23 protein-coding genes are annotated in these 19,095 nt (G+C 67.7%); 8 read left to right on the forward strand and 15 right to left on the reverse strand.

Annotation, left to right across the window (positions count from 1 at the left end):
• Positions 1–130: 130 nt before the first annotated feature.
• Complete coding sequence (locus DSD19_RS19015; RefSeq protein ID WP_113670750.1) at positions 131–1,489, forward strand: PAS domain-containing methyl-accepting chemotaxis protein; 1,359 nt, start codon at positions 131–133, stop codon at positions 1,487–1,489.
• 270 nt (positions 1,490–1,759) lie between these two features.
• On the opposite strand, the gene DSD19_RS19020 is transcribed toward DSD19_RS19015, so the two are convergent.
• Positions 1,760–2,008 (reverse strand): DUF167 domain-containing protein, encoded by a 249-nt coding sequence (locus tag DSD19_RS19020; protein WP_113670751.1) that lies wholly within the window; start codon positions 2,006–2,008, stop codon positions 1,760–1,762.
• 94 nt (positions 2,009–2,102) lie between these two features.
• Here DSD19_RS19020 and DSD19_RS19025 point away from each other — a divergent pair, with 94 nt between their 5' ends.
• The 4 genes from DSD19_RS19025 to DSD19_RS19040 all read left to right on the forward strand — a co-directional run bounded on the left by DSD19_RS19025 (position 2,103) and on the right by DSD19_RS19040 (position 5,358).
• Positions 2,103–2,681 carry a nitroreductase family protein gene (locus tag DSD19_RS19025; RefSeq protein WP_113670752.1) on the forward strand — a complete coding sequence of 193 codons (579 nt, stop codon included), beginning with the start codon at positions 2,103–2,105 and terminating at the stop codon, positions 2,679–2,681.
• Positions 2,666–3,382, forward strand: coding sequence for an EI24 domain-containing protein (locus tag DSD19_RS19030; protein WP_243628122.1), 717 nt, complete (start codon positions 2,666–2,668; stop codon positions 3,380–3,382). The genes DSD19_RS19025 and DSD19_RS19030 overlap by 16 nt, the downstream gene beginning before the upstream one ends.
• A 70-nt stretch (positions 3,383–3,452) precedes the next feature.
• Positions 3,453–4,616, forward strand: a complete 1,164-nt coding sequence (locus DSD19_RS19035) for an alpha-hydroxy acid oxidase (RefSeq protein ID WP_113670754.1) — start codon at positions 3,453–3,455, stop codon at positions 4,614–4,616.
• Positions 4,617–4,743: 127 nt separating this feature from the next.
• Positions 4,744–5,358 (forward strand): 50S ribosomal protein L25/general stress protein Ctc, encoded by a 615-nt coding sequence (locus DSD19_RS19040; protein ID WP_113670755.1) that lies wholly within the window; start codon positions 4,744–4,746, stop codon positions 5,356–5,358.
• Positions 5,359–5,430: 72 nt separating this feature from the next.
• Here DSD19_RS19040 and DSD19_RS19045 read toward each other — a convergent pair whose 3' ends face one another.
• The gene (locus DSD19_RS19045; protein WP_133260476.1) at positions 5,431–5,964 is read right to left on the reverse strand and encodes a hypothetical protein; all 534 of its coding nucleotides are present in this window, start codon (positions 5,962–5,964) and stop codon (positions 5,431–5,433) included.
• Between the two features lie 220 nt (positions 5,965–6,184).
• The gene (locus DSD19_RS19050; protein WP_113670757.1) at positions 6,185–6,496 is read right to left on the reverse strand and encodes an antibiotic biosynthesis monooxygenase; all 312 of its coding nucleotides are present in this window, start codon (positions 6,494–6,496) and stop codon (positions 6,185–6,187) included.
• Positions 6,497–6,589: 93 nt separating this feature from the next.
• Between DSD19_RS19050 and pth the strand changes: the two genes are divergently transcribed.
• Genes pth through DSD19_RS19065 form a run of 3 tightly spaced genes read left to right on the forward strand, consistent with a single transcriptional unit; the run spans position 6,590 to position 8,709 of the window.
• Positions 6,590–7,276, forward strand: coding sequence for an aminoacyl-tRNA hydrolase (pth, locus tag DSD19_RS19055; RefSeq protein ID WP_113670758.1), 687 nt, complete (start codon positions 6,590–6,592; stop codon positions 7,274–7,276).
• A complete protein-coding gene (locus DSD19_RS19060) occupies positions 7,277–8,332 on the forward strand; it encodes a DUF2332 domain-containing protein (RefSeq protein WP_113670759.1) in 1,056 nt (351 codons plus the stop codon). It abuts the gene before it with no gap.
• A complete protein-coding gene (locus tag DSD19_RS19065; protein WP_113670760.1) occupies positions 8,329–8,709 on the forward strand; it encodes a DUF2237 family protein in 381 nt (126 codons plus the stop codon). The genes DSD19_RS19060 and DSD19_RS19065 overlap by 4 nt, the downstream gene beginning before the upstream one ends.
• 63 nt (positions 8,710–8,772) lie before the next feature.
• On the opposite strand, the gene trpB is transcribed toward DSD19_RS19065, so the two are convergent.
• From trpB to DSD19_RS19125, 12 genes are all read right to left on the reverse strand, one after another.
• Positions 8,773–10,002: a tryptophan synthase subunit beta gene (trpB, locus tag DSD19_RS19070; protein ID WP_075786773.1), complete on the reverse strand. Its 1,230-nt coding sequence runs from the start codon at positions 10,000–10,002 to the stop codon at positions 8,773–8,775.
• 62 nt (positions 10,003–10,064) lie between these two features.
• Entirely contained in the window at positions 10,065–10,427 is a 363-nt protein-coding gene (locus DSD19_RS19075) for a hypothetical protein (protein WP_075786774.1), read from the reverse strand.
• Positions 10,424–11,080: a phosphoribosylanthranilate isomerase gene (locus DSD19_RS19080; RefSeq protein WP_113670761.1), complete on the reverse strand. Its 657-nt coding sequence runs from the start codon at positions 11,078–11,080 to the stop codon at positions 10,424–10,426. The genes DSD19_RS19075 and DSD19_RS19080 overlap by 4 nt, the downstream gene beginning before the upstream one ends.
• A gap of 9 nt (positions 11,081–11,089) precedes the next feature.
• Positions 11,090–11,455 (reverse strand): lipopolysaccharide assembly protein LapA domain-containing protein, encoded by a 366-nt coding sequence (locus DSD19_RS19085; protein ID WP_075786776.1) that lies wholly within the window; start codon positions 11,453–11,455, stop codon positions 11,090–11,092.
• A 16-nt stretch (positions 11,456–11,471) separates the two neighbouring features.
• Positions 11,472–11,753 (reverse strand): integration host factor subunit beta, encoded by a 282-nt coding sequence (gene ihfB, locus DSD19_RS19090; RefSeq protein ID WP_075786777.1) that lies wholly within the window; start codon positions 11,751–11,753, stop codon positions 11,472–11,474.
• Between the two features lie 283 nt (positions 11,754–12,036).
• Positions 12,037–13,719: a 30S ribosomal protein S1 gene (gene rpsA, locus DSD19_RS19095; RefSeq protein ID WP_075786778.1), complete on the reverse strand. Its 1,683-nt coding sequence runs from the start codon at positions 13,717–13,719 to the stop codon at positions 12,037–12,039.
• 258 nt (positions 13,720–13,977) lie between these two features.
• The gene (locus DSD19_RS19100) at positions 13,978–14,211 is read right to left on the reverse strand and encodes a hypothetical protein (RefSeq protein ID WP_113670762.1); all 234 of its coding nucleotides are present in this window, start codon (positions 14,209–14,211) and stop codon (positions 13,978–13,980) included.
• Between the two features lie 380 nt (positions 14,212–14,591).
• Positions 14,592–15,203, reverse strand: coding sequence for a d(CMP) kinase (locus tag DSD19_RS19105; protein ID WP_075786780.1), 612 nt, complete (start codon positions 15,201–15,203; stop codon positions 14,592–14,594).
• The gene (locus DSD19_RS19110) at positions 15,200–15,604 is read right to left on the reverse strand and encodes a GFA family protein (RefSeq protein WP_113670763.1); all 405 of its coding nucleotides are present in this window, start codon (positions 15,602–15,604) and stop codon (positions 15,200–15,202) included. Before DSD19_RS19110 ends, DSD19_RS19105 begins: the two co-directional genes overlap by 4 nt.
• Entirely contained in the window at positions 15,601–16,953 is a 1,353-nt protein-coding gene (gene aroA / locus DSD19_RS19115) for a 3-phosphoshikimate 1-carboxyvinyltransferase (protein WP_113670764.1), read from the reverse strand. The genes DSD19_RS19110 and aroA overlap by 4 nt, the downstream gene beginning before the upstream one ends.
• A 79-nt stretch (positions 16,954–17,032) precedes the next feature.
• Positions 17,033–18,091, reverse strand: a complete 1,059-nt coding sequence (locus DSD19_RS19120; RefSeq protein ID WP_113670765.1) for an amidohydrolase family protein — start codon at positions 18,089–18,091, stop codon at positions 17,033–17,035.
• Positions 18,092–18,234: 143 nt separating this feature from the next.
• Positions 18,235–18,984 (reverse strand): tRNA (guanosine(46)-N(7))-methyltransferase TrmB, encoded by a 750-nt coding sequence (locus tag DSD19_RS19125; RefSeq protein ID WP_075787653.1) that lies wholly within the window; start codon positions 18,982–18,984, stop codon positions 18,235–18,237.
• Between the last annotated feature and the right edge of the window lie 111 nt (positions 18,985–19,095).

The following is a 19,095-nucleotide window of genomic DNA, read 5'->3' on the forward strand; positions in this document are numbered from 1 at the left end:
CTGGGCACATGCCACTGAATTCAAAGGGAGTTTCTATATACCATTTAACTACAAACTATAATCATTATAGAAAAAGAAACGCTTCCGGCTTAAGCCCTCTGTCAACCTATGCGTTTGGAGGAGGTTCACGATGTTCGGCCGGTCAAAGCGAAACAGCGCGGCGAAGGATGAAGCCGATCTGGCGAAGGCATTCTTCGCGGTGATCGACCGCACGCAGGCGACGATCCAGTTCAGGCCGGACGGCACGATCATCACCGCCAATGCGAACTTTCTCAACGCGCTCGGCTATACCGAGGCCGAGATCGCCGGGCGTCACCATTCGATGTTCGTGGACCCCGACCATGTCAAGACACCGGCCTACAAGGCCTTCTGGGACGGGCTGGGCAACGGTCAATCCTTCACCGACCAGTTCCCGCGGGTCCGGAAGAACGGTTCGATCATCTGGATCCAGGCGACCTATGCCCCCTGCCTCGACGAGAACGGCCACACCACCCGGGTGATCAAGATCGCGACCGACATCACCGAGCGCCATGATGGCATCGACGAAATCGCCAAGGGGCTGGAACGGCTTCAGTCGGGCGATCTTTCGCACCGCGTGCCGGGATCGAGCCTGCCGGACATCGCCGCGCTGGCCGATGCCTATAACAGCGCCGTCGGTCAGCTTTCCACCACCATCGCCACCGTCAAGGACGTCTCCAGCATCGTCGAACGGACCGCTCAGGAAGTCGGCCAGGCCTCGTCCGACCTGTCGCGGCGGACCGAAACCCAGGCCGCCACGCTGGAAGAAACCGCCGCCGCCATCGACGAACTGACGGCAACGGTCCGGAGCGCGGCCAGCGCCATCAAGGATGTCGAACAGTCGGCCGACCGCGCCATGGCCACGGCCGAAAGCGGCGGGCGGGTCGTCAGCGACGCGGTCGAGGCGATGGCCCGGATCGACGGCTCGTCCAAGAAGATCTCGCAGATCCTCACGGTGATGAAGGATATCGCCTTCCAGACCAATCTTCTGGCGCTGAATGCCGGGGTCGAGGCCGCCCGCGCGGGCGAAGCCGGGCGCGGCTTTGCCGTGGTCGCCTCCGAGGTGCGGGCCCTGGCCCAGCGCTCGGGCGAGGCCTCGGGGGAAATCAGCGTGCTGGTTCGGGAAAGCACCGAAAACGTCAAGCTCGGGGTCGGCCTGGTGAACAATGCCGGCAGCGAACTGACCCGGATCATCGACGCCATGTCCGGCATGCGCGAACATATCTCGCAAATCGCAACAGGCGCCTCGGAACAGGCGATCACGCTGAACGAGATCAACACCGGAGTCGGTCAACTCGACACCGTGACCCAGCAAAACGCGGCGATGGTCGAACAGGCGACCGCGGCCAGCCAGGGTCTGGCATCGGAGGCGCGCGAGCTTGCGGCGCAGGTGTCGATTTTCCGCACCGCCAATGACGGATATCCGGCGGCCGGCTCGGTCGTGCCGTTCCGCTCGTCGAACGCCGCCTAGGATCGGAAAAGTGAATGATTCCGGCGGCGTGCCTGCCGGGATCGCGTCGGGGCAGAGGGGAGGCCCTGCCCGCCTGATGTGCCGCGCTTCGGCGGCCCGGGCATTGTCGCTTCCCCTATGCACGATCCCGGTCATCACCGGGATGGCGGCCCCTCAGGCGCCTGAGCCCAGGATACCGGCCCCCGACGGCGCCAGCAGGTCTGTCCTGTCGGCCGGAGCGCGCAATCCCGGTCAGGGCAGCCCCGGCAGGATCGGGCGCGGCGCCCTCTGCTAGAGAACCCGGAAAAGCTTGTCGCGGGCGGTCTGGCCGCGCACCAGGTCCAGCCGGGATTTCGGAATGCCCAGCGCCTTGGCCAGAAGCTTCGTCACCGCGGCATTGGCCTTGCCGTCCTCGGGAACCACGGTGACGTAGACCCTGATCTGCCCCTCCTCGGCCAGAATCCGGTCGCGCGAGGCGCGGGGCGTCACCCGCACCGCGATTTCGGTGCCGGGCACCGCCAGATGGGTCAGATCGGTCATGCCCGCCTTGCTGCCCCGGCCACGGCGGCGCGTCAAGCCGGGCTTGAACCCCGCCCCCGACCGCCGCCATATAGGCGTAAAGAGGAGGTGGCCCATGCCCGACCCGCGCCCCGAGGTGCTCGACTTCCTGCTGACCCGCCGGTCGCGCCCCGCCAAGACCCTGGCCGAACCCGGCCCGACCCGCGACGCGCTGATCCCGATCCTGACCGCCGCCGCCCGCAGCCCCGATCACGGCAAGCTTGAACCCTGGCGCTTCATCGTGCTGGAAAAGCCCGCGCTGACCCGGCTCGAAGCGCTGGTCCGGACGCGGGGAGCCGCCCTTGGCCAGCCCGAGGAGGCCATCGCCAAGGCCGCCTCGGCCTATGCGCAAAGCCCGCTGGCCGTGGTCGTCGTCTCGGCGCCGAAACCCTCGTCCAAGGTGCCCGAGATCGAGCAGATCCATTCCGCCGGCGCCGTGTGCCTGGCGCTGCTGAATGCCGCGCTTGCCTCGGGCTGGGGCGCCAACTGGCTGACCGGCTGGCCCGCCCATGACCGCGGCTTCCTGGCCGAGGGTCTGGGGCTGGCCGAGACCGAAACCGTCGCGGGGATCGTCCATATCGGCACCGAAACGGCGGCACCGCCCGACCGGCCGCGCCCCGACATCACCGCAATCACCGAATGGGTATCCGAATGATCCTGACCGCCTTTCTCAAGACGCTGGGCCAGATCGGCGACCGGGCGTTCCGCCGGGTGCTGTTTCTGGGCGTCGGCCTGTCGGTGCTGCTGCTGGCCGCGATCTATGCCGCGATCTTCTTCCTGATCGGCTGGCTCGTCCCCGACAGCTTTACACTGCCCTGGATCGGCGAGGTCAATTGGGTCGACGAGATCCTGTCGGGCGCCTCGTTCCTGCTGATGATCGTGATGTCGGTGTTCCTGATGGTGCCGGTGGCCTCGGCCTTCACGGGTATCTTCCTTGACGACGTGGCCGAGGCGGTCGAGGCGCGGCACTATCCGACCCTGCCGCCGGTCGCCCCAATCCCGGTCTTCGACCAGATCCGCGACAGTCTTGGCTTTCTTGGCGTCGTGCTGGCGGTCAACCTCGTGGCGCTGGTGCTTTACTTCTTCGTCGGACCGTTCGCGCCGTTCCTTTTCTGGGCGGTGAACGGGTTCCTTCTGGGGCGAGAATATTTCCAGATGGCGGCGATGCGGCGGCTCGGCCGTCAGGGCGCGCGCGAGCTGCGCAGCCGCCATGGCGCGACGATCTTCCTGGCCGGGCTGCTGATGGCGGTGCCGCTGAGCCTGCCCTTGGTGAACCTCGTCATCCCGATCCTCGGCGCGGCGGTCTTCACCCATCTGGTCAACCGCCTGATCGCCGCCCGCCCGGCAGCGGCCTGAAAACCGCCCTTCGCCGTTGCGGCGCCCCCCGGCGATTGGTAATGGCAGCTTACCAAAGCGAGGGAAGGCAATGCCCGTCATCACCACGATCGAAGACCTGCACCGGATTTACAGACGCCGCGTACCCAAGATGTTCTACGACTACTGCGAGACGGGCAGCTGGACCGAACAGACCTTCCGCGACAACAGTTCGGATTTCGCGAAGATCCGGCTGCGCCAGCGGGTCGCGGTCGACATGGAGGGCCGCTCGACCGCCACGCGGATGATCGGGCAGGATGTGGCGATGCCGGTGGCCCTGGCGCCGGTCGGGCTGACCGGCATGCAGGCCGCCGATGGCGAGATCAAGGCCGCCCGCGCCGCCGAAAAATTCGGCGTGCCTTTTACCCTGTCGACCATGTCGATCTGTTCCATCGAGGACGTCGCGGCCCATACCGAAAAGCCGTTCTGGTTCCAGCTTTACGTGATGCGCGACCAGGACTACCTCGCCAACCTGATCGAGCGGGCCAGGGCCGCGAACTGCTCGGCGCTGGTGTTGACGCTCGATCTGCAGATCCTCGGCCAGCGCCACAAGGATCTTAAGAACGGCCTGTCGGCCCCGCCCAAGATGACCCTCCCGACCATGGCGAACCTGGCCACCAAATGGGGCTGGGGGCTTGAGATGCTGCAAACGAAACGCCGCTTCTTCGGCAACATCATCGGGCACGCCAAGGGCGTCACCGACGCCTCGTCGCTGGTCGACTGGACGGCCGGCAATTTCGACCCGCGGCTCGACTGGTCGCAGGTGAAGAAGCTGAAAGACGACTGGGGCGGCAAGCTGATCCTCAAGGGAATTCTCGATGCCGAGGACGCACGCCGCGCGCTCGATGTCGGGGCCGATGCCATCGTCGTGTCGAACCATGGCGGGCGGCAGCTCGACGGCGCACTCAGCTCGATCCGCGCGCTGCCCTCGATCCTGCGGGCCGTGGGCGACCAGATCGAGGTGCATGTCGATGGCGGCATCCGGTCCGGGCAGGACGTGCTGAAGGCGGTCGCGCTGGGGGCCAAGGGCACCTATATCGGCCGCGCTTTCATCTACGGGCTGGGCGCGATGGGCGAGGTGGGCGTGACCCGGGCGCTGGAGGTGATCCACAAGGAGCTCGACACCACCATGGCGCTGTGCGGTCGCAAGACCATCGCCGGGCTCGACCGCGACATCCTGCTGGTGCCGAGGGATTTCGAGGGCGACTGGGTCTGAACGAGGCCTGACTTGGGCCTGAGCGGCCCATTTTCCCCCTTTCAATCCGGCCCCGGCTCGGCTATGGGCACGGCTTCATCGGGCATACACCCTTGGAGGATGCCCACAACCTTAGGAGAATAGACCAATGGCTGGTGAGATCCCTGATCTTAACGCCACGGTACGGACGGGGACAGGCAAGGGGGCCGCTCGTCAAGCACGCCGTGAGAACCTCGTCCCCGGTATCGTCTATGGCGGCGGCGCCGAGCCGCTTCCGATCAACCTCAAGTACAACGAGCTGCTGAAGCGCCTGAAGGCGGGCCGCTTCCTCTCGACGCTGTTCAACCTGAAGGTCGACGGTCAGGAAGACGTGCGGGTGATCTGCCGCGGCGTTCAGCGCGACGTGGTCAAGGACCTGCCGACCCATGTGGACCTGATGCGGCTGCGCCGCACCTCGCGGATCAACCTCTTCATCCCGGTCGAGTTCGTGGGCGAAGAGAAATCCCCGGGCCTCAAGCGCGGCGGTGTTCTGACCGTGGTCCGTCCCGAGGTCGAACTGGTGGTCACCGCCGGCGACATCCCGGAGAAACTGACGGTCGACGTCTCGGCGCTGAACATCGGGGACATTGTCCACATCTCGGACATTGCGCTGCCCGAAGGCACCACGCCGACCATCACCGGCCGCGACTTCGTGATCGCCAACATCTCGGCCCCGTCGGGCCTGCGCTCGGCGGATAACGAGGAAGAGGCGGTCGAGGAATAATCGGCTGCCGCTGGCGGATCGCCGCAAGCTTTCGACGAACGGGGCCCGCTGGGCCCCGTTTTCCTTTGACGGCTAGCGCAGCATCGCAGGGTCGCCCGGCGGGGCATCGGGGTCGATCGACCCGAACAGCCCCGGCAGGCGCAGGCAAAGCCGGTGAATCTGCCCCGCCTCGGAACTGCCTGCAGGGGTCGAGACGCCCCCGGGCCACCAGGCGGCCTGCAGGGCCTGCTGGCTTTCGGCATCGATCCGGGGGCGAAGATAGCGCCGCTCGAATTCGTCGATCCAGCCCAGCTGAAACCACAGCGTCTGGCGATCCGCCGACCAGGTGCCGGGGCCATCCTCATGATCGAGGCGGCGCCAGTGCTGGCCGATCATGTCGCGCGCCCAGGCCGCACAAAGGATGCCCGCCTGCAGCCGCGCCGTCGCCACCCCGTCCGTCAGCGTGGCAGGATCGGCGCCCCAGTCACCCGTCACGGCAGCCTCGAACTGCGGGTCCATCGCAAGCGGCACGGCCCGCGCATCGCCGACCCCGCCAAGGACCGTCATCAGTACGATCAGGCTGTGCAGGGGAAACCACAGGAAGAGAACTCGGACCGGGTCACGCATGGGAATGCCTCGCCGTCTGGATCGACCCCAGCCATGGGGCTTGACAGACAGGGTAGGCACGGGGGCGTTGCCAAAGGGTTTCCCCCCCGGCCCCGGAGCAACGCGCGCGGTTTGGGGCGCGCCCGCGATGCCCGCGCCCCCTCTACAAGCCTGAGTCCGAAGACTATTCGAGAAGATCGGTGGCCCCCGCAGCACTGCGGGGCCCCCCGGTGGGGCCGGTCTAGCTCAGGGCCTGGACCGATTCGAAGATCTCCAGTTCGGGCGGCTCCAGATACATGTCGGACGGCCCCTTGGCGCCCTTATGCGCCGCGCGGAAGGCCTCGGATTTCGTCAAGGCCGCAAAGGCGGCCTCGCTCTCCCAGAAGGTATGCGAGGCGTAAAGCCGGTAGGTCTCCTTGTCGGGACCCTTCAGCAGGTGAAACCCGACGAACCCCGGCACCGTCTTCAGATGGCTGTCGCGGGTCTTCCAGACCTCCTCGAACGCCTCTTCACAGCCCGGCCTCACCTTGAAACGGTTCATCGTCAGATACATGGGTCGCCTCCTCGTTCCCGATCCGGCCGGTTCTGGCCTTTTGCCGCAGTTCAGGGCATCAAGGACAAAAGAGCAAGCGGCAGGAGATCACGAATGCGTCTCTTCGTGGGCCTCGGGAATCCGGGCGCGCAATATGCGGGCAACCGGCACAATATCGGCTTCATGGCGGTCGACCGGATCGCCGACGACCATCACTTCTCGCCCTGGCGGGCCAAGTTCAAGGGCCAGACCGCCGAGGGGCGGCTGGGCCCCGAGAAGGTGATCCTGCTCAAGCCCGAAACCTACATGAACCTGTCGGGCGACGCGGTGCAGGCGGCGGTGCAGTTCTACAAGCTTACCCCCGCCGATGTGACCGTGTTTCATGACGAGCTGGACCTCGCCCCGGGCAAATGCCGGTTGAAGTCGGGCGGCGGGCATGCGGGCCATAACGGGCTGCGCTCGATCCACCAGCATCTGGGGCCGGATTACCAGCGCGTGCGGCTGGGCATCGGCCATCCGGGGCACAAGGACCGGGTTTCGGGCTATGTGCTGTCCGATTTCGCCAAGGCCGACCGCGACTGGCTGGACGATCTGCTGCGCGGCCTCTCGGACGGTGCCGCCGATCTGGCGCGGGGCGAGGGCGCGAAATTTCTCAACGCAGTGGCGCTGCGGGTTGCGCCCGCGCGGAACGGCCCCCCGGCCGAAGCCCCCGCACCGGCGCCGAAATCCGCCGCCCCGCCGCCCGAGCCGGCAGAGGACCCGCGCTCGGCGCTGCAAAAACTCGCCGACCGGTTCCGCTAGATGGACCTGCGGGCCGCCTGCACCGATCAGGCCGCGGCCTGCGCGCGGCTGGGATCGCCCTTCACCGCCGGGCTTCTGCGGCTTGCGGCCGAGCGGTTGCGGCCCGGCGGCGCTGTCGCGGACCGGCTGCTGGGCTGGAAGGGCGCGCTTGGCGCGGGCGGACAGTCGGTGCCGCTAAGGCTCGCGGGTGCGCTGCACGGGCTGGTGCTGTCGGGCGCGGCGTCCGGTCTGGCGGCGCTTTACCCGCCCGAAGATCCCGACCCGGACGGCCTCTGGGCAGAGATCGAGGCCGCCTTCACGACCCATGAGGCCCAACTGATGCGCTGGCTCGACAGCCCGCCCCAGACCAACGAGGTGCGCCGCTCGGCGGTGCTGATCGCGGCGGGGCACTGGCTGACGGCGGCGACGGGGTTGCCGCTGGTGCTGTCCGAGATCGGCGCCAGCGCCGGGCTGAACCTGAACTGGGACCGCTACGCGCTGGATCTGCCCGAGGGGTCCTATGGACCGGCCGATGCCCGGCTGCGCCTTGCCCCTGACTGGCAGGGCCCCGTCCCTCCGCAGGCCACGCCCCGGGTGATCGACCGGCGCGGCGTCGATCTGAACCCGATCGAGGGCAGCACGCCCGAGGGCGCGCTGCGGCTCCGGGCCTATCTCTGGCCCGACCAGCCCGACCGGCGGCGCCTGACCGATGCGGCCCTGGCCGAGCCCCCTGCCCCGGTCGACCGCGAGGATGCCCTGCCCTGGCTGGCCCGGCGGCTGGCTGACCCGTCCCCCGGCGCGCTGCACATGATCTTTCACACCGTGGCCTGGCAGTACCTGCCCGAAGAGGCGCGCGCCGAGGGCGACCGGCTGATCGCCGAAGCCGGCGCCCGGGCCACCGAGACCGCGCCGCTGGCCCGGGTCGAGATGGAGGCCGATGGCGGCGACGGCGCGGCGCTTCGGATCACGCTCTGGCCCGGCGGCCCCCCGCGCACCGTCGGCCGCGCCGATTTCCACGGCCGCTGGGTCCGCTGGACCGCGGCAGAGACACCCGACGACAGGGAAGGACGGATATGACAGACCGCAAGGCTCCCTCGCTGAACGTCCTGGGCGGTCGGCTCGACCCCTGTTCGGCCGTGCCGCTGACCGGGTTCTATCGCAACGGCTGTTGCGACACCGGCCCCGAGGATACCGGCAGCCATACGGTCTGCGCGGTGATGACCGCCGAATTCCTCGCCTATTCCAAATATGTCGGCAACGACCTGACCACGCCGCGCCCCGAATTCGGCTTTCCGGGCCTGACCCCGGGCGACTGCTGGTGCCTGTGCGCCGCGCGCTTCCTGCAGGCCCATGACGAGGGCTGCGCGCCGCGGGTCAAGCTGACCGCCACCCATCGCGCCGCGCTGGAGGTGGTGCCGCTCGAGGTGCTGACGCTGCACGCCGACGAAGGCTGACATTCGGGTCCCGAACGACACGGCGCCGAAACGGTCCGTGCGGGGCGCGACCAGCGCCTCTTGTCAGGCCTCATCCATGCCGAAGCCCAGATGGCGCGCCACGGCAAAGATGTCCTTGTCTCCCCTTCCGCACATGTTCATGCAGATCAGGTGATCGGCCGGCAGCCCGGGCGCGATCTTCATCACATGGGCCAGCGCGTGGCTGGGCTCCAGCGCGGGAATGATGCCCTCGGTCTCGCAGGACAGCTGGAACGCGGCCAGCGCCTCGCGGTCGGTGACCGAAACATATTCGGCCCGCCCGATATCGTGCAGCCAGGCATGTTCCGGCCCGATGCCCGGATAGTCGAGCCCGGCCGAGATCGAATGGCCTTCGAGGATCTGCCCGTCCTCGTCCTGCAACAGATAGGTCCGGTTGCCATGCAGCACGCCCGGACGCCCGCCAGTCAGCGAGGCGCAATGTTCCATCTTCTCGTCGACACCATGGCCCCCGGCCTCGACCCCGATGATCCGGACCGAGGCATCGTCGAGGAAGGGATAGAACAGTCCCATGGCATTCGACCCGCCGCCGATGGCCGCGATGATGGTGTCGGGCAGACGGCCCTCGGCCTCCAGCATCTGCGCCTTGGCCTCGGTGCCGATGATCGACTGGAAGTCGCGCACCATGGCCGGATAGGGATGCGGCCCCGCCACCGTGCCGATGCAATAGAACGTGTCGCGGACATTGGTCACCCAGTCCCGGAGCGCGTCGTTCATCGCGTCCTTCAGTGTGCCGCGGCCCGAGGTGACCGGCACCACCTCGGCGCCCAAGAGGCGCATGCGGAAGACGTTCGGCTTTTGCCGTTCGACATCGGTCGCGCCCATGTAGACTACGCATTTCAGACCGAACTTGGCGCAGACCGTCGCGGTCGCGACGCCGTGCTGCCCGGCGCCCGTCTCGGCGATGATCCGGGTCTTGCCCATGCGGCGGGCGAGGATGATCTGGCCCAGCACGTTGTTGATCTTGTGCGCGCCGGTATGGTTCAGCTCGTCGCGCTTGAAATAGACCTTGGCCCCGCCCAGCCGCTCGGTCAGCCTCTCAGCGAAATACAGGGGCGAGGGGCGGCCGACATAGTGCTTCCAGAGAAAGTCCATCTCGGCCCAGAAGCTGTCATCGGTCTTGGCGTGCTCGTATTGCGCCTCGAGCTCCAGGATCAGCGGCATCAGCGTCTCGGAGACGAAGCGGCCGCCGAAGATGCCGAACCGGCCGTTCTCGTCGGGGCCGGTCTTGTAGGAATTCAGGATGTCATCGGGCATGGGAGCCTCCCGCGCGGGTCAGTCGCCCTTGCCTACTGGCGCGGACCGCGCGCGGCAAGGGGTCAGCGCCCGTTTGCGGCCCCGTTTCCGGTCTCGCGGCAGAAGATCCGCGTCGCGGCGCCGTAACAGACCCCGCCCTCGCGCCCGCCCAGCGACACGTCGGCCACCGCGAACAGCACCTTGTCCCGATAGTCGAGCGAGATCATCGACCGGATCAGCTCGGCGCATTGGGTGCGGCCAAGCTTGCAGGTCGCCAGCAAAACGGCGCTGGCCGGATTGCTTTGCATGTCGGGCTCGGCCCGGTCGATCCGGTCCAGCAACTGCGTCTCGAGCGCGGCCTCGAAATCGGCCTCGGTCGGCTTGGTGAAGGCCAGCGCCAGCCCGGCCACCGCCAAAACCGCGATCAGTCCCAGAAGTCCCTTCATGTCTTCTCCTTGCCGCCCGCGGCGGCGATGAACCGGCCCATCAGGGCCTCGTCCTTGACCCCGGGCGCCGATTCGACCCCCGACGAGACATCGACCTGCCGCGCGCCGGTCAGCGCGATGGCCTCGGCGACATTGCCGGGCGTGAGCCCGCCCGCCAGCATCCAGGGCACCGGCCAGCGCCGTCCGGCGATCAGCCGCCAGTCGAAGGCCAGCCCGTTGCCGCCCGGCAGGGCCGCATCCTTCGGCGGCTTGGCATCGACGAGGATCTGGTCGGCGACCCGGGCATGATCGGCCAGGGCGGGCAAATCGGCCTCGTCCGCCACACCGACCGCCTTCATCACCGGCAGCCCGAACCGGGCGCGCAGCTCGGCCACCCGGTCGGGGCTTTCCTGCCCGTGCAGTTGCAGCATGTCGATCGGCACCCGGTCGAGCAGCGCCTCGAGCGCCGCGTCGTCGGCATCGACGGTCAGCGCGACCTTGGCAAGACCCGGCGGTACCGCCATGGCCAGCGTGCACGCCGTCTCGATCTCCAGATGACGGGGCGAGCGGGGGAAGAAGACGAAGCCCATATAGGACGCACCCAGCCGCGCCGCGGCCTCGATGGCGGCGGGCGAGGTCAGCCCGCAGATCTTGACCCGGATACTGTCAGACATGGCCGGCCCCTAGCGGGTGCTGCTGCCCTTCTCGATCAGGGCCAGCACGTCGTCATGCCCGTCGTTGCGGCGCTTTTCGGCCTGAAGCCGGTCAAGCTCGCGCTGCATCCGGGCGGCCTCGCGCCGCCGCCGCGACGCGTCCGTGCGGTGCTTGCTTTCGCGCAGCCACTCCCAGAAAAAGCCGATCAAGAGGCCCAGCAGCATGCCGCCGAAGCCCACCACGTAAAGCGGGACCTCCGCGGTAAACTGGACCCCCGAATAGGTGGCCAGTTCGCCGGGCAACAGCGTCACCGAGACCGGGTCGAGATTGGCGGTCGCCACGACCACGAGGCAGATGGCGAGAAGGACGAGAAACAGGTAGCGGATCAGGCGCATAGCGGAGACTCGGTTGTTATTTTCCGTTCAGCCGATCACGTAGCAGCTTGCCGGTCTTGAAGAAAGGCACGCATTTCTCGTCGACCTGCACCGACTCGCCGGTGCGCGGATTGCGCCCGGTGCGCGAGTCGCGCTGCTTGACCGAAAACGCGCCGAAACCGCGCAACTCCACCCGATCTCCCCGTGCCATGGCCGAGATGATCTCTTCGAAGATGGTATTCACAATTCTCTCGACATCCCGCTGATAAAGATGCGGGTTCTCTTCTGCAATTTTCTGGATCAATTCCGAACGGATCATTTGATGTCTGTCCCTAGGTCAAGGCCATTGCCGATTATGCGCAGCTGAGGCTTGCGGACTATAGCCGCGAAATGCGCGGCTGCGAAACAGAAACCCATTGAAAAGACGGGTGAAAGCCCCTGAAACACCTCAAGGTTGCAAAGCGGGGGCTGCCAATCCGGAATTGACTTCGCCAAGCACGGATGACGCCCGGGCAAAAGCCGCGACTCGGCGCCTGCGATTCGCAAAAAAGAACGGCTCCGCAAAGGTTGCGGAGCCGTTCCCGTTCAGCACTTGGTCGCGATCAGCGATCTTCGCCTTTCAGCGCGGCGCCCAGAATGTCGCCCAGCGAGGCGCCCGAATCCGAGCTGCCATACTGTTCGACGGCTTCCTTCTCTTCGGCAATCTCGCGCGCCTTGATCGACAGGCCCAGACGGCGGGTCTTGGTGTCGATGTTGGTCACGCGGACGTCGACATGGTCGCCCACCTGGAAGCGCTCGGGGCGCTGTTCGGACCGGTCACGCGACAGATCCGAGCGGCGGATGAAGGATTTCATGCCTTCGTATTCCACCTCGATGCCGCCATCCTCGATCGCCGTCACGGTGACGGTGATGATCGAGCCGCGCTTCACGCCGCCAACGGCTTCGGCAAAGGGGTCGCCTTCAAGCGCCTTGACCGACAGCGAGATGCGCTCCTTGTCGGTATCCACCTCGGTGACCACGGCACGCACCATGTCGCCCTTGCGGTAGTCCTGGATCGCCTCTTCGCCGCGCTGGTCCCAGCTGAGATCGGAGAGGTGAACCATGCCGTCGATGTCGTTGTCGAGACCGATGAACAGACCGAATTCGGTGATGTTCTTGACCTCGCCCTCGACCTCGGTGCCGATCGGGTGGGTCTCCGAGAAGACCTCCCACGGGTTGCGCATGGTCTGTTTCAGGCCCAGCGACACGCGGCGCTTGGCGGTGTCGATCTCGAGCACCATGACGTCGACTTCCTGCGAGGTCGAGACGATCTTGCCGGGATGGACGTTCTTCTTGGTCCAGGACATTTCCGAGACGTGGACCAGACCCTCGACACCGGGCTCCAGCTCGACGAAGGCGCCGTAGTCGGTGATGTTGGTCACGCGGCCCTTGTGGACGGTGCCCAGCGGGAATTTCCGCTCGACCGAATCCCACGGGTCGGCCTGCAGCTGTTTCATGCCGAGGCTGATACGGTGGGTTTCCTTGTTGATCTTGATGACCTGAACCTTGACGGTCTCGCCGATCGACAGGATTTCCGACGGGTGGTTGACCCGGCGCCAGGCCATGTCGGTGACGTGCAGCAGGCCGTCGACACCGCCGAGATCGACGAAGGCGCCGTATTCGGTGATGTTCTTGACCACGCCGTCAACGGCATCGCCCTCGTTGAGCTTGCCGATGATTTCGGCGCGCTGCTCGGCACGGGACTCTTCAAGGATCGCGCGGCGCGAGACCACGATATTGCCGCGGCGGCGGTCCATCTTCAGGATCTGGAACGGCTGTTTCAGACCCATCAGCGGGCCGGCATCGCGCACCGGACGCACATCGACCTGGCTGCCGGGCAGGAACGCCACGGCGCCGCCCAGATCGACCGTGAAGCCGCCCTTGACGCGACCGAAGATCGCGCCTTCGACGCGGGAATCCTCGGCATAGGCTTTTTCCAGACGGTCCCAGGCTTCTTCGCGGCGGGCCTTGTCACGGCTGATGACGGCTTCGCCCCGGGCGTTTTCGACGCGATCCAGGTAGACCTCGACCTCGTCGCCGACAGCGATTTCGGGGGCCTCGCCCGGATTGGAGAATTCCTTCAGATCGACGCGGCCTTCCATCTTGTAACCGACGTCGATGATGGCCTGACCCGCCTCGATGGCGATGATCTTGCCGCGGACAACGCTGCCTTCGGACGGCGTGTCGATTTCGAAGCTTTCGTTGAGGAGGGCTTCGAAGTCCTCCATGGATGCGCTTTGAGCCATGTGGTCTCAGGTTTCCTTTACGATCTGTTTTCTGGCCGGGCGGTTGTCTCCGCCGGTCTTGGATTGGTCAGTGCGGGCGCCGTTCCGTATAACAAAGAGGGCCGGAGAACGTCCGACCCCTGCTCGCCTTCGCCACCGGCGTTTTCGCCTTTTTCGACGGGCGCTCTAATATAGGGTTTTTGCCCATCCCGCAAGGGGGCAGCCCCCGCCCGACTCCATCCGGGCGGGGACCGGCAGTTGGTCGCCCCGATCCCGCCCTCACATCCAGCGCGGCGGTTCGGACCGACGGGGCGGCAGCGGCGGCAGGCCGATGTCGCGCCGCAGGTGGTTGTCGAGCCGTCCCAGCCGGGCATCGCCCGGACGGCCGCGCCCGTCGAAGATTGCGGCGATCGCCGCAAACAGCACGCTCCAGGCGCCGTGCTGCTCGATGACGATCGCGATGGGTATCGGCGGTTCGATCCGGCCCGCCCGCCGGTCTGCGAGGATGTTCATGATTTGTCTCCGCAGGCCTCCCCCTGCGGGGACGCCCATTGAATGGTGTCGTGATGAAAAGGGAGTCCGGACGAAAGCACGCGCAGCGCGGCCGGGATCTGGACAGCGGATGGTCGGAGGGTGCGGGCTCAGGCCTGACGGGTCAGGCCGACCGGATCATCGGTGCGAATAAGTTCGCTGCGATACGCCAGTGCCGACAAGGGAGCCGAATCGCCAGAAGGACGCGCGATAGGTGATCTGCATGTCACGCCCCCTGTTGCTTGCGTGTTTCGGACCGCGGCTCCATCGCACGGATCGGCCGAATCGGCAAGCCTTTTGGCGCAGAGCCACGCCAACCGAGGCCGATCCGCCACAGCGTCTGACCGACGGCCCGGACCGGCTCAGTCCGGCTGCCGGGTCCGGATGGTCTCGATTGCCGCCGCCACCGCCTCGTCGATCGTCAGGCGCGAGGTGTCGAGGATCACCGCATCTGCAGCAGGGCGCAGCGGGGCCGCGGCGCGCGCGCTGTCCCGGGCATCGCGTTCGCGCATCTCGGCCAGGACGTCCTCGAGGCTGGTCTCGACGCCCTTGTCCGACAATTCGCGGAACCGCCGCCCGGCCCGGACGGTATCCGAGGCGGTAACGAACAGCTTCGCCGCTGCCTCGGGGCAGATCACCGTGCCGATGTCGCGCCCGTCGAGCACCGCGCCGCCCGCGCGCATCGCGAAGGCGCGCTGGAAATCGACCAGCGCCGCGCGGACCTCGGGGATCGCCGCGACCTTGCTGGCGGCTTGGGCCACCTCGGGGGCACGCAGATCGCCACGCTCCAGCGCCTCGGGATCCAGCGTCCGCGCCGCCTCGACCGGGTCGAGCCCGTCCAGCATCCGCGCGCCCACCGCCCGGTACAGCAACCCGGTATCGAGATGGGCAAAGCCGAAATGCGCGGCGACCGCGCGGCTGATCGTCCCCTTGCCCGCTGCCGCCGGACCGTCGATGGCCACCGTAAAGCTCATGCGATGTCCTCCGGCAGACCGGACCGCCCCGCCGAGGCCTGCGGCAGCCCGTCCGCGATCTCGTAATAGGCCCCCTTGTCGGCGCAGAAGATATGGGCCACCAGCCGGACGCCCGGATCGCCGTCGAAGCTGCCAGCATGGATCGCCATGTCGGGGCCCTGCCCGTCCCAGAACAGGTTAGACCCGCAGACCGGGCAGAAGCCCCGCCGCGCCCTCGCCGACGAGGCGAACCAGCGCAGCTCGCCCGCGACGGCGATGCTGTCGCGCGGGGCCGAGGCCGAGGCGACATGGTGGCCGCTTGCCTTGCGGCACTGGCTGCAATGGCAGGCGACGACCGGACTCAGAGGCCCGTCGATCCGGTAGCGGACCGCGCCGCACAGGCACCCGCCGGTCACGCTCATGCGTCGCCCCTGTCGAATTCGGCGCCGAGCGCCGTCATGAGCCCCTCGAAGATCGGGAAAGAGGTTGCGATCGGCCCGGCATCGTCGACCGAGACCGGCTTTTGCGCCGCCAGCCCCGCGCAGAGGAAGGACATCGCGATCCGGTGATCGAGATGGGTGGCGCAGGCCGCCCCCCCGGGCAGCCCGCCCGCGCCCAGGCCATGGACGATCATCCAGTCCTCGCCCTCCTCGACCTCGGCGCCGCAGGCCCGAAGCCCGGCGGCCATCGCCGCGATCCGGTCGCTTTCCTTGACCCGCAATTCGCCGATCCCGCGCATCATCGTCGGGCCGCTGGCAAAGGCCGCGACCACCGCCAGGATCGGGTATTCGTCGATCATCGAGGGCGCGCGCTCGGGCGGCACCTCGATCCCGGTCATTGCGGGTGAGAACCGCGCGCGCAGATCGGCGACCGGCTCGCCCCCCTCATCGCGTTCGTTTTCATAGACCAGATCGGCGCCCATCTCGCGCAGCGTGGTAAAAAGCCCCGCCCGGGTCGGGTTCAGCCCGATCCCCGGCACCAGCACGTCCGAGCCCTCGACGATCAGCGCGGCCGCCACCGGGAAGGCCGCCGAACTCGGGTCGCGCGGCACCGCGATCGTCTGGGGCACCAGCTCGGGCTGGCCCGTCAGCACGATGGCCCGGCCCTCCGGCGCCTCTTCGATCCGAAGCGTCGCGCCGAAACCCGCCAGCATCCGCTCGGTATGGTCGCGCGTCGCCTCGCGCTCGATCACCACGGTTTCGCCCGGCGCATTCAGCCCGGCCAGCAGCACGGCCGATTTCACCTGCGCCGACGGCACCGGCACGACATAGCGGACCGGGACCGGATCGGCCGCGCCGATCAGCGTCATCGGCAGCCGCCCGCCCTGTCGCCCGAAGGCGCGCGTTCCAAACAGCGCCAGGGGATCTGTCACCCGCCCCATCGGCCGCTTTCTCAGCGAGGCATCGCCGGTAAAGGTGGCACTCACGGGCGAAGTCGCCATCGCCCCCATGATCAGCCGCACCCCGGTGCCCGAATTGCCGCAGTCGATCACATCGGCGGGTTCGGCAAAGCCGCCCACGCCCACGCCCTGCACGGTCCAGTCGCCGGGAGCCTCATGGGTGACCTCGGCCCCGAAGGCCCGCATCGCTTTCGCGGTATCCAGCACGTCCTGCCCCTCGAGCAGCCCCGAGATCCGGGTCTCGCCGACCGCCAGCGCGCCCAGGATCAGCGCACGGTGGCTGATCGACTTGTCGCCGGGCACCACGGCCTCGCCCCGCAGCGGGCCGGATCTGCGCGCGGTCATCGGGATCGGATCGCCATGGGCGGACATGCGGAAGGCTCCTCGGACTGGGTCCCTGCGGCTTACCCAATGCGGGCCAAGCCGTCCAGCCTCTGGCCTGCCGCGTCCGCTAGCGCTCGCCCAGCCAGGTTTCGGGATTGGTCTCGGCAATCTGGCGGAACCGCGCCTCGCCCAGCGCCGCGCGCAGCCGGATCGAGACCGCCTTTTCCGACAGATCCTCCTGCCGAAGCATGTAGAAATCCGACCCGAAAAGGATGCGCGCGGCCAGCCGCTCGCTTTCCATGAAGAGCGTAAGCAGCGGCATGCAGGCCGGGACCTTGAAGACCGTATAGGAGATGTCGGTATAAAGATTGGGATAGACCCCGCTCTCGATCATGTCGGCGATCTTCGTGACCCAGTTCCGCCGCCGCGCCTCGGGATCGAGCGGGTCGAGCCCTTCGGCCAGAAACGACAGCCAGTCCGCGTCGCCCCCGAAATGCGCGAGACACAGCCTGAGCTCGGGAAAGGCGCGCAACACCGGCACATGCGCCGCCGGATCGGTGACCGCATCGACCCGGGCCGGGGTCCAGCGCCGGTGCCGCACGCCCCCGCGCGAACAATGCGAGACGACCGGCAGTCCGCGCTCGACGCAAAGCGGATAGACCTCGCGCATCAGGATCTCGTGGCTCGGGGCATAGCCGAGCCGGGGATAGATCTTCACCCCCCGGAAGCCGTACTCGTCGAGGCAGCGCCGAAGCTCGGCCACCGCATCCGGCCGGTCGGGATGAAGGGTGGCGAAGGGAATGACCCGATGCCCCAGCCCGGGGTCGCGGCTCAGCTCGTAAAGCTCGCGATGCTGGGCCTTCAGCCCCACCGGCACCGGGCCGTGGCCGCAATATTCCAGATCCATCGGCAGAACGACGAAGCGCGCGCTGGCCGGATAGTGCCGCAGCGCCTCGAGAAACACGGCGCGCTGGCTTTCGCGACAACCGGTCTTGCGGAAATGATCAAGCTGCAGGACCGCCTCATGGGGTCCTTCCCAGGGCTGCAGCCGTGCCGCGTGGCGCAACCCGTGCAACAGCCCCGGCCAGGCCCGGATCGCGGCGACCGGCGGCGCAGGATAGTAAAGCGGCGCATGGGCGGCGGTTAAGGTGTGGATGTGGCAGTTGGTGATCCGGATATCGGACATGACGTCCCCTTCCGCGTCCGGAGGCGGCGCTCCGGCCCCTGCCGGCGGCCCCTGCCCGGATCGCTTGCGGGTTTCTTCTTGGTCCAAATACCCTGACGCGACCCTGCCCCGGCGCGCGGCGCGCGGGTCGGGGGCGCAACGGCTCAGCGCCGGCGGAAGGTCAGGTAATGCGGCGCCCGCCCCTCACGCAGCGCCTTCTGCTCGTAACGGGTCGAAATCCAGTCGTCCCAGGGCGCACGCCAGTCCTCGGGGCACTCGGCCAGCCACTCGAACCCCGCCCTCGGCACCTCGACCAGCGTCTGGCGCACATAGTCGGGAATGTCGGTCGCGACCCGGAAGGTGCTGCCCGGTTTCAGCACCCGCGCCAGCGGCGCCAGGAATTCGGGCGTGACAAAGCGCCGCCGGTGATGGCGCGCCTTCGGCCAGGGGTCGGGATACAGCAGAAAGGCGCGCGAGATGCTGGCCTCGGGCAACACATCGAAGAGATCGCGCGCATCGCCCGGATGCACCGCCAGATTGTCGACCCCGGCCTCGCGGATCTTGCCCAGAAGCATCGCGACCCCGTTGATGAAGGGCTCGCAGCCGATGATCGCCGCCTCGGGATGGGTCGCGGCCTGATGCACCATGTGCTCGCCGCCGCCAAAGCCCACCTCCAGCCAGACCTCACGCCCGCCGAAGCGCGCCTGAAGATCCAGCGGCGCGCGGTCTGGGTTCTCGTCCCAGCCGACCGGTCCCGGCGCCAGCGCCGCCAGATCGCTGTCGAGATAGCCCTTCTGGGTCTGCCGCAGGGTCTTGCCGTGGCGGCGGCCGTAGAAATTGCGCCAGGCGCGCGCGGGCGCACCCTCGGCGGGGCCGGAGCTCTGGTCGGGGCTTTTGCGGGTGTCGTCGCTCATCGGCCGCGCCATAGGCCGCGCCCGCGCGGCGGTCAAGCTCTGACCGAAACGGTCTTGCGAGAGGGGCGCGCACCGGCCGGCACGCGCCCCCCAAAAAAATGCGCTCCCGGA

Origin of the sequence: Rhodovulum sp. BSW8, assembly GCF_003314725.1 — a bacterium.
GTDB classification, from domain to species: domain Bacteria; phylum Pseudomonadota; class Alphaproteobacteria; order Rhodobacterales; family Rhodobacteraceae; genus Rhodovulum; species Rhodovulum visakhapatnamense.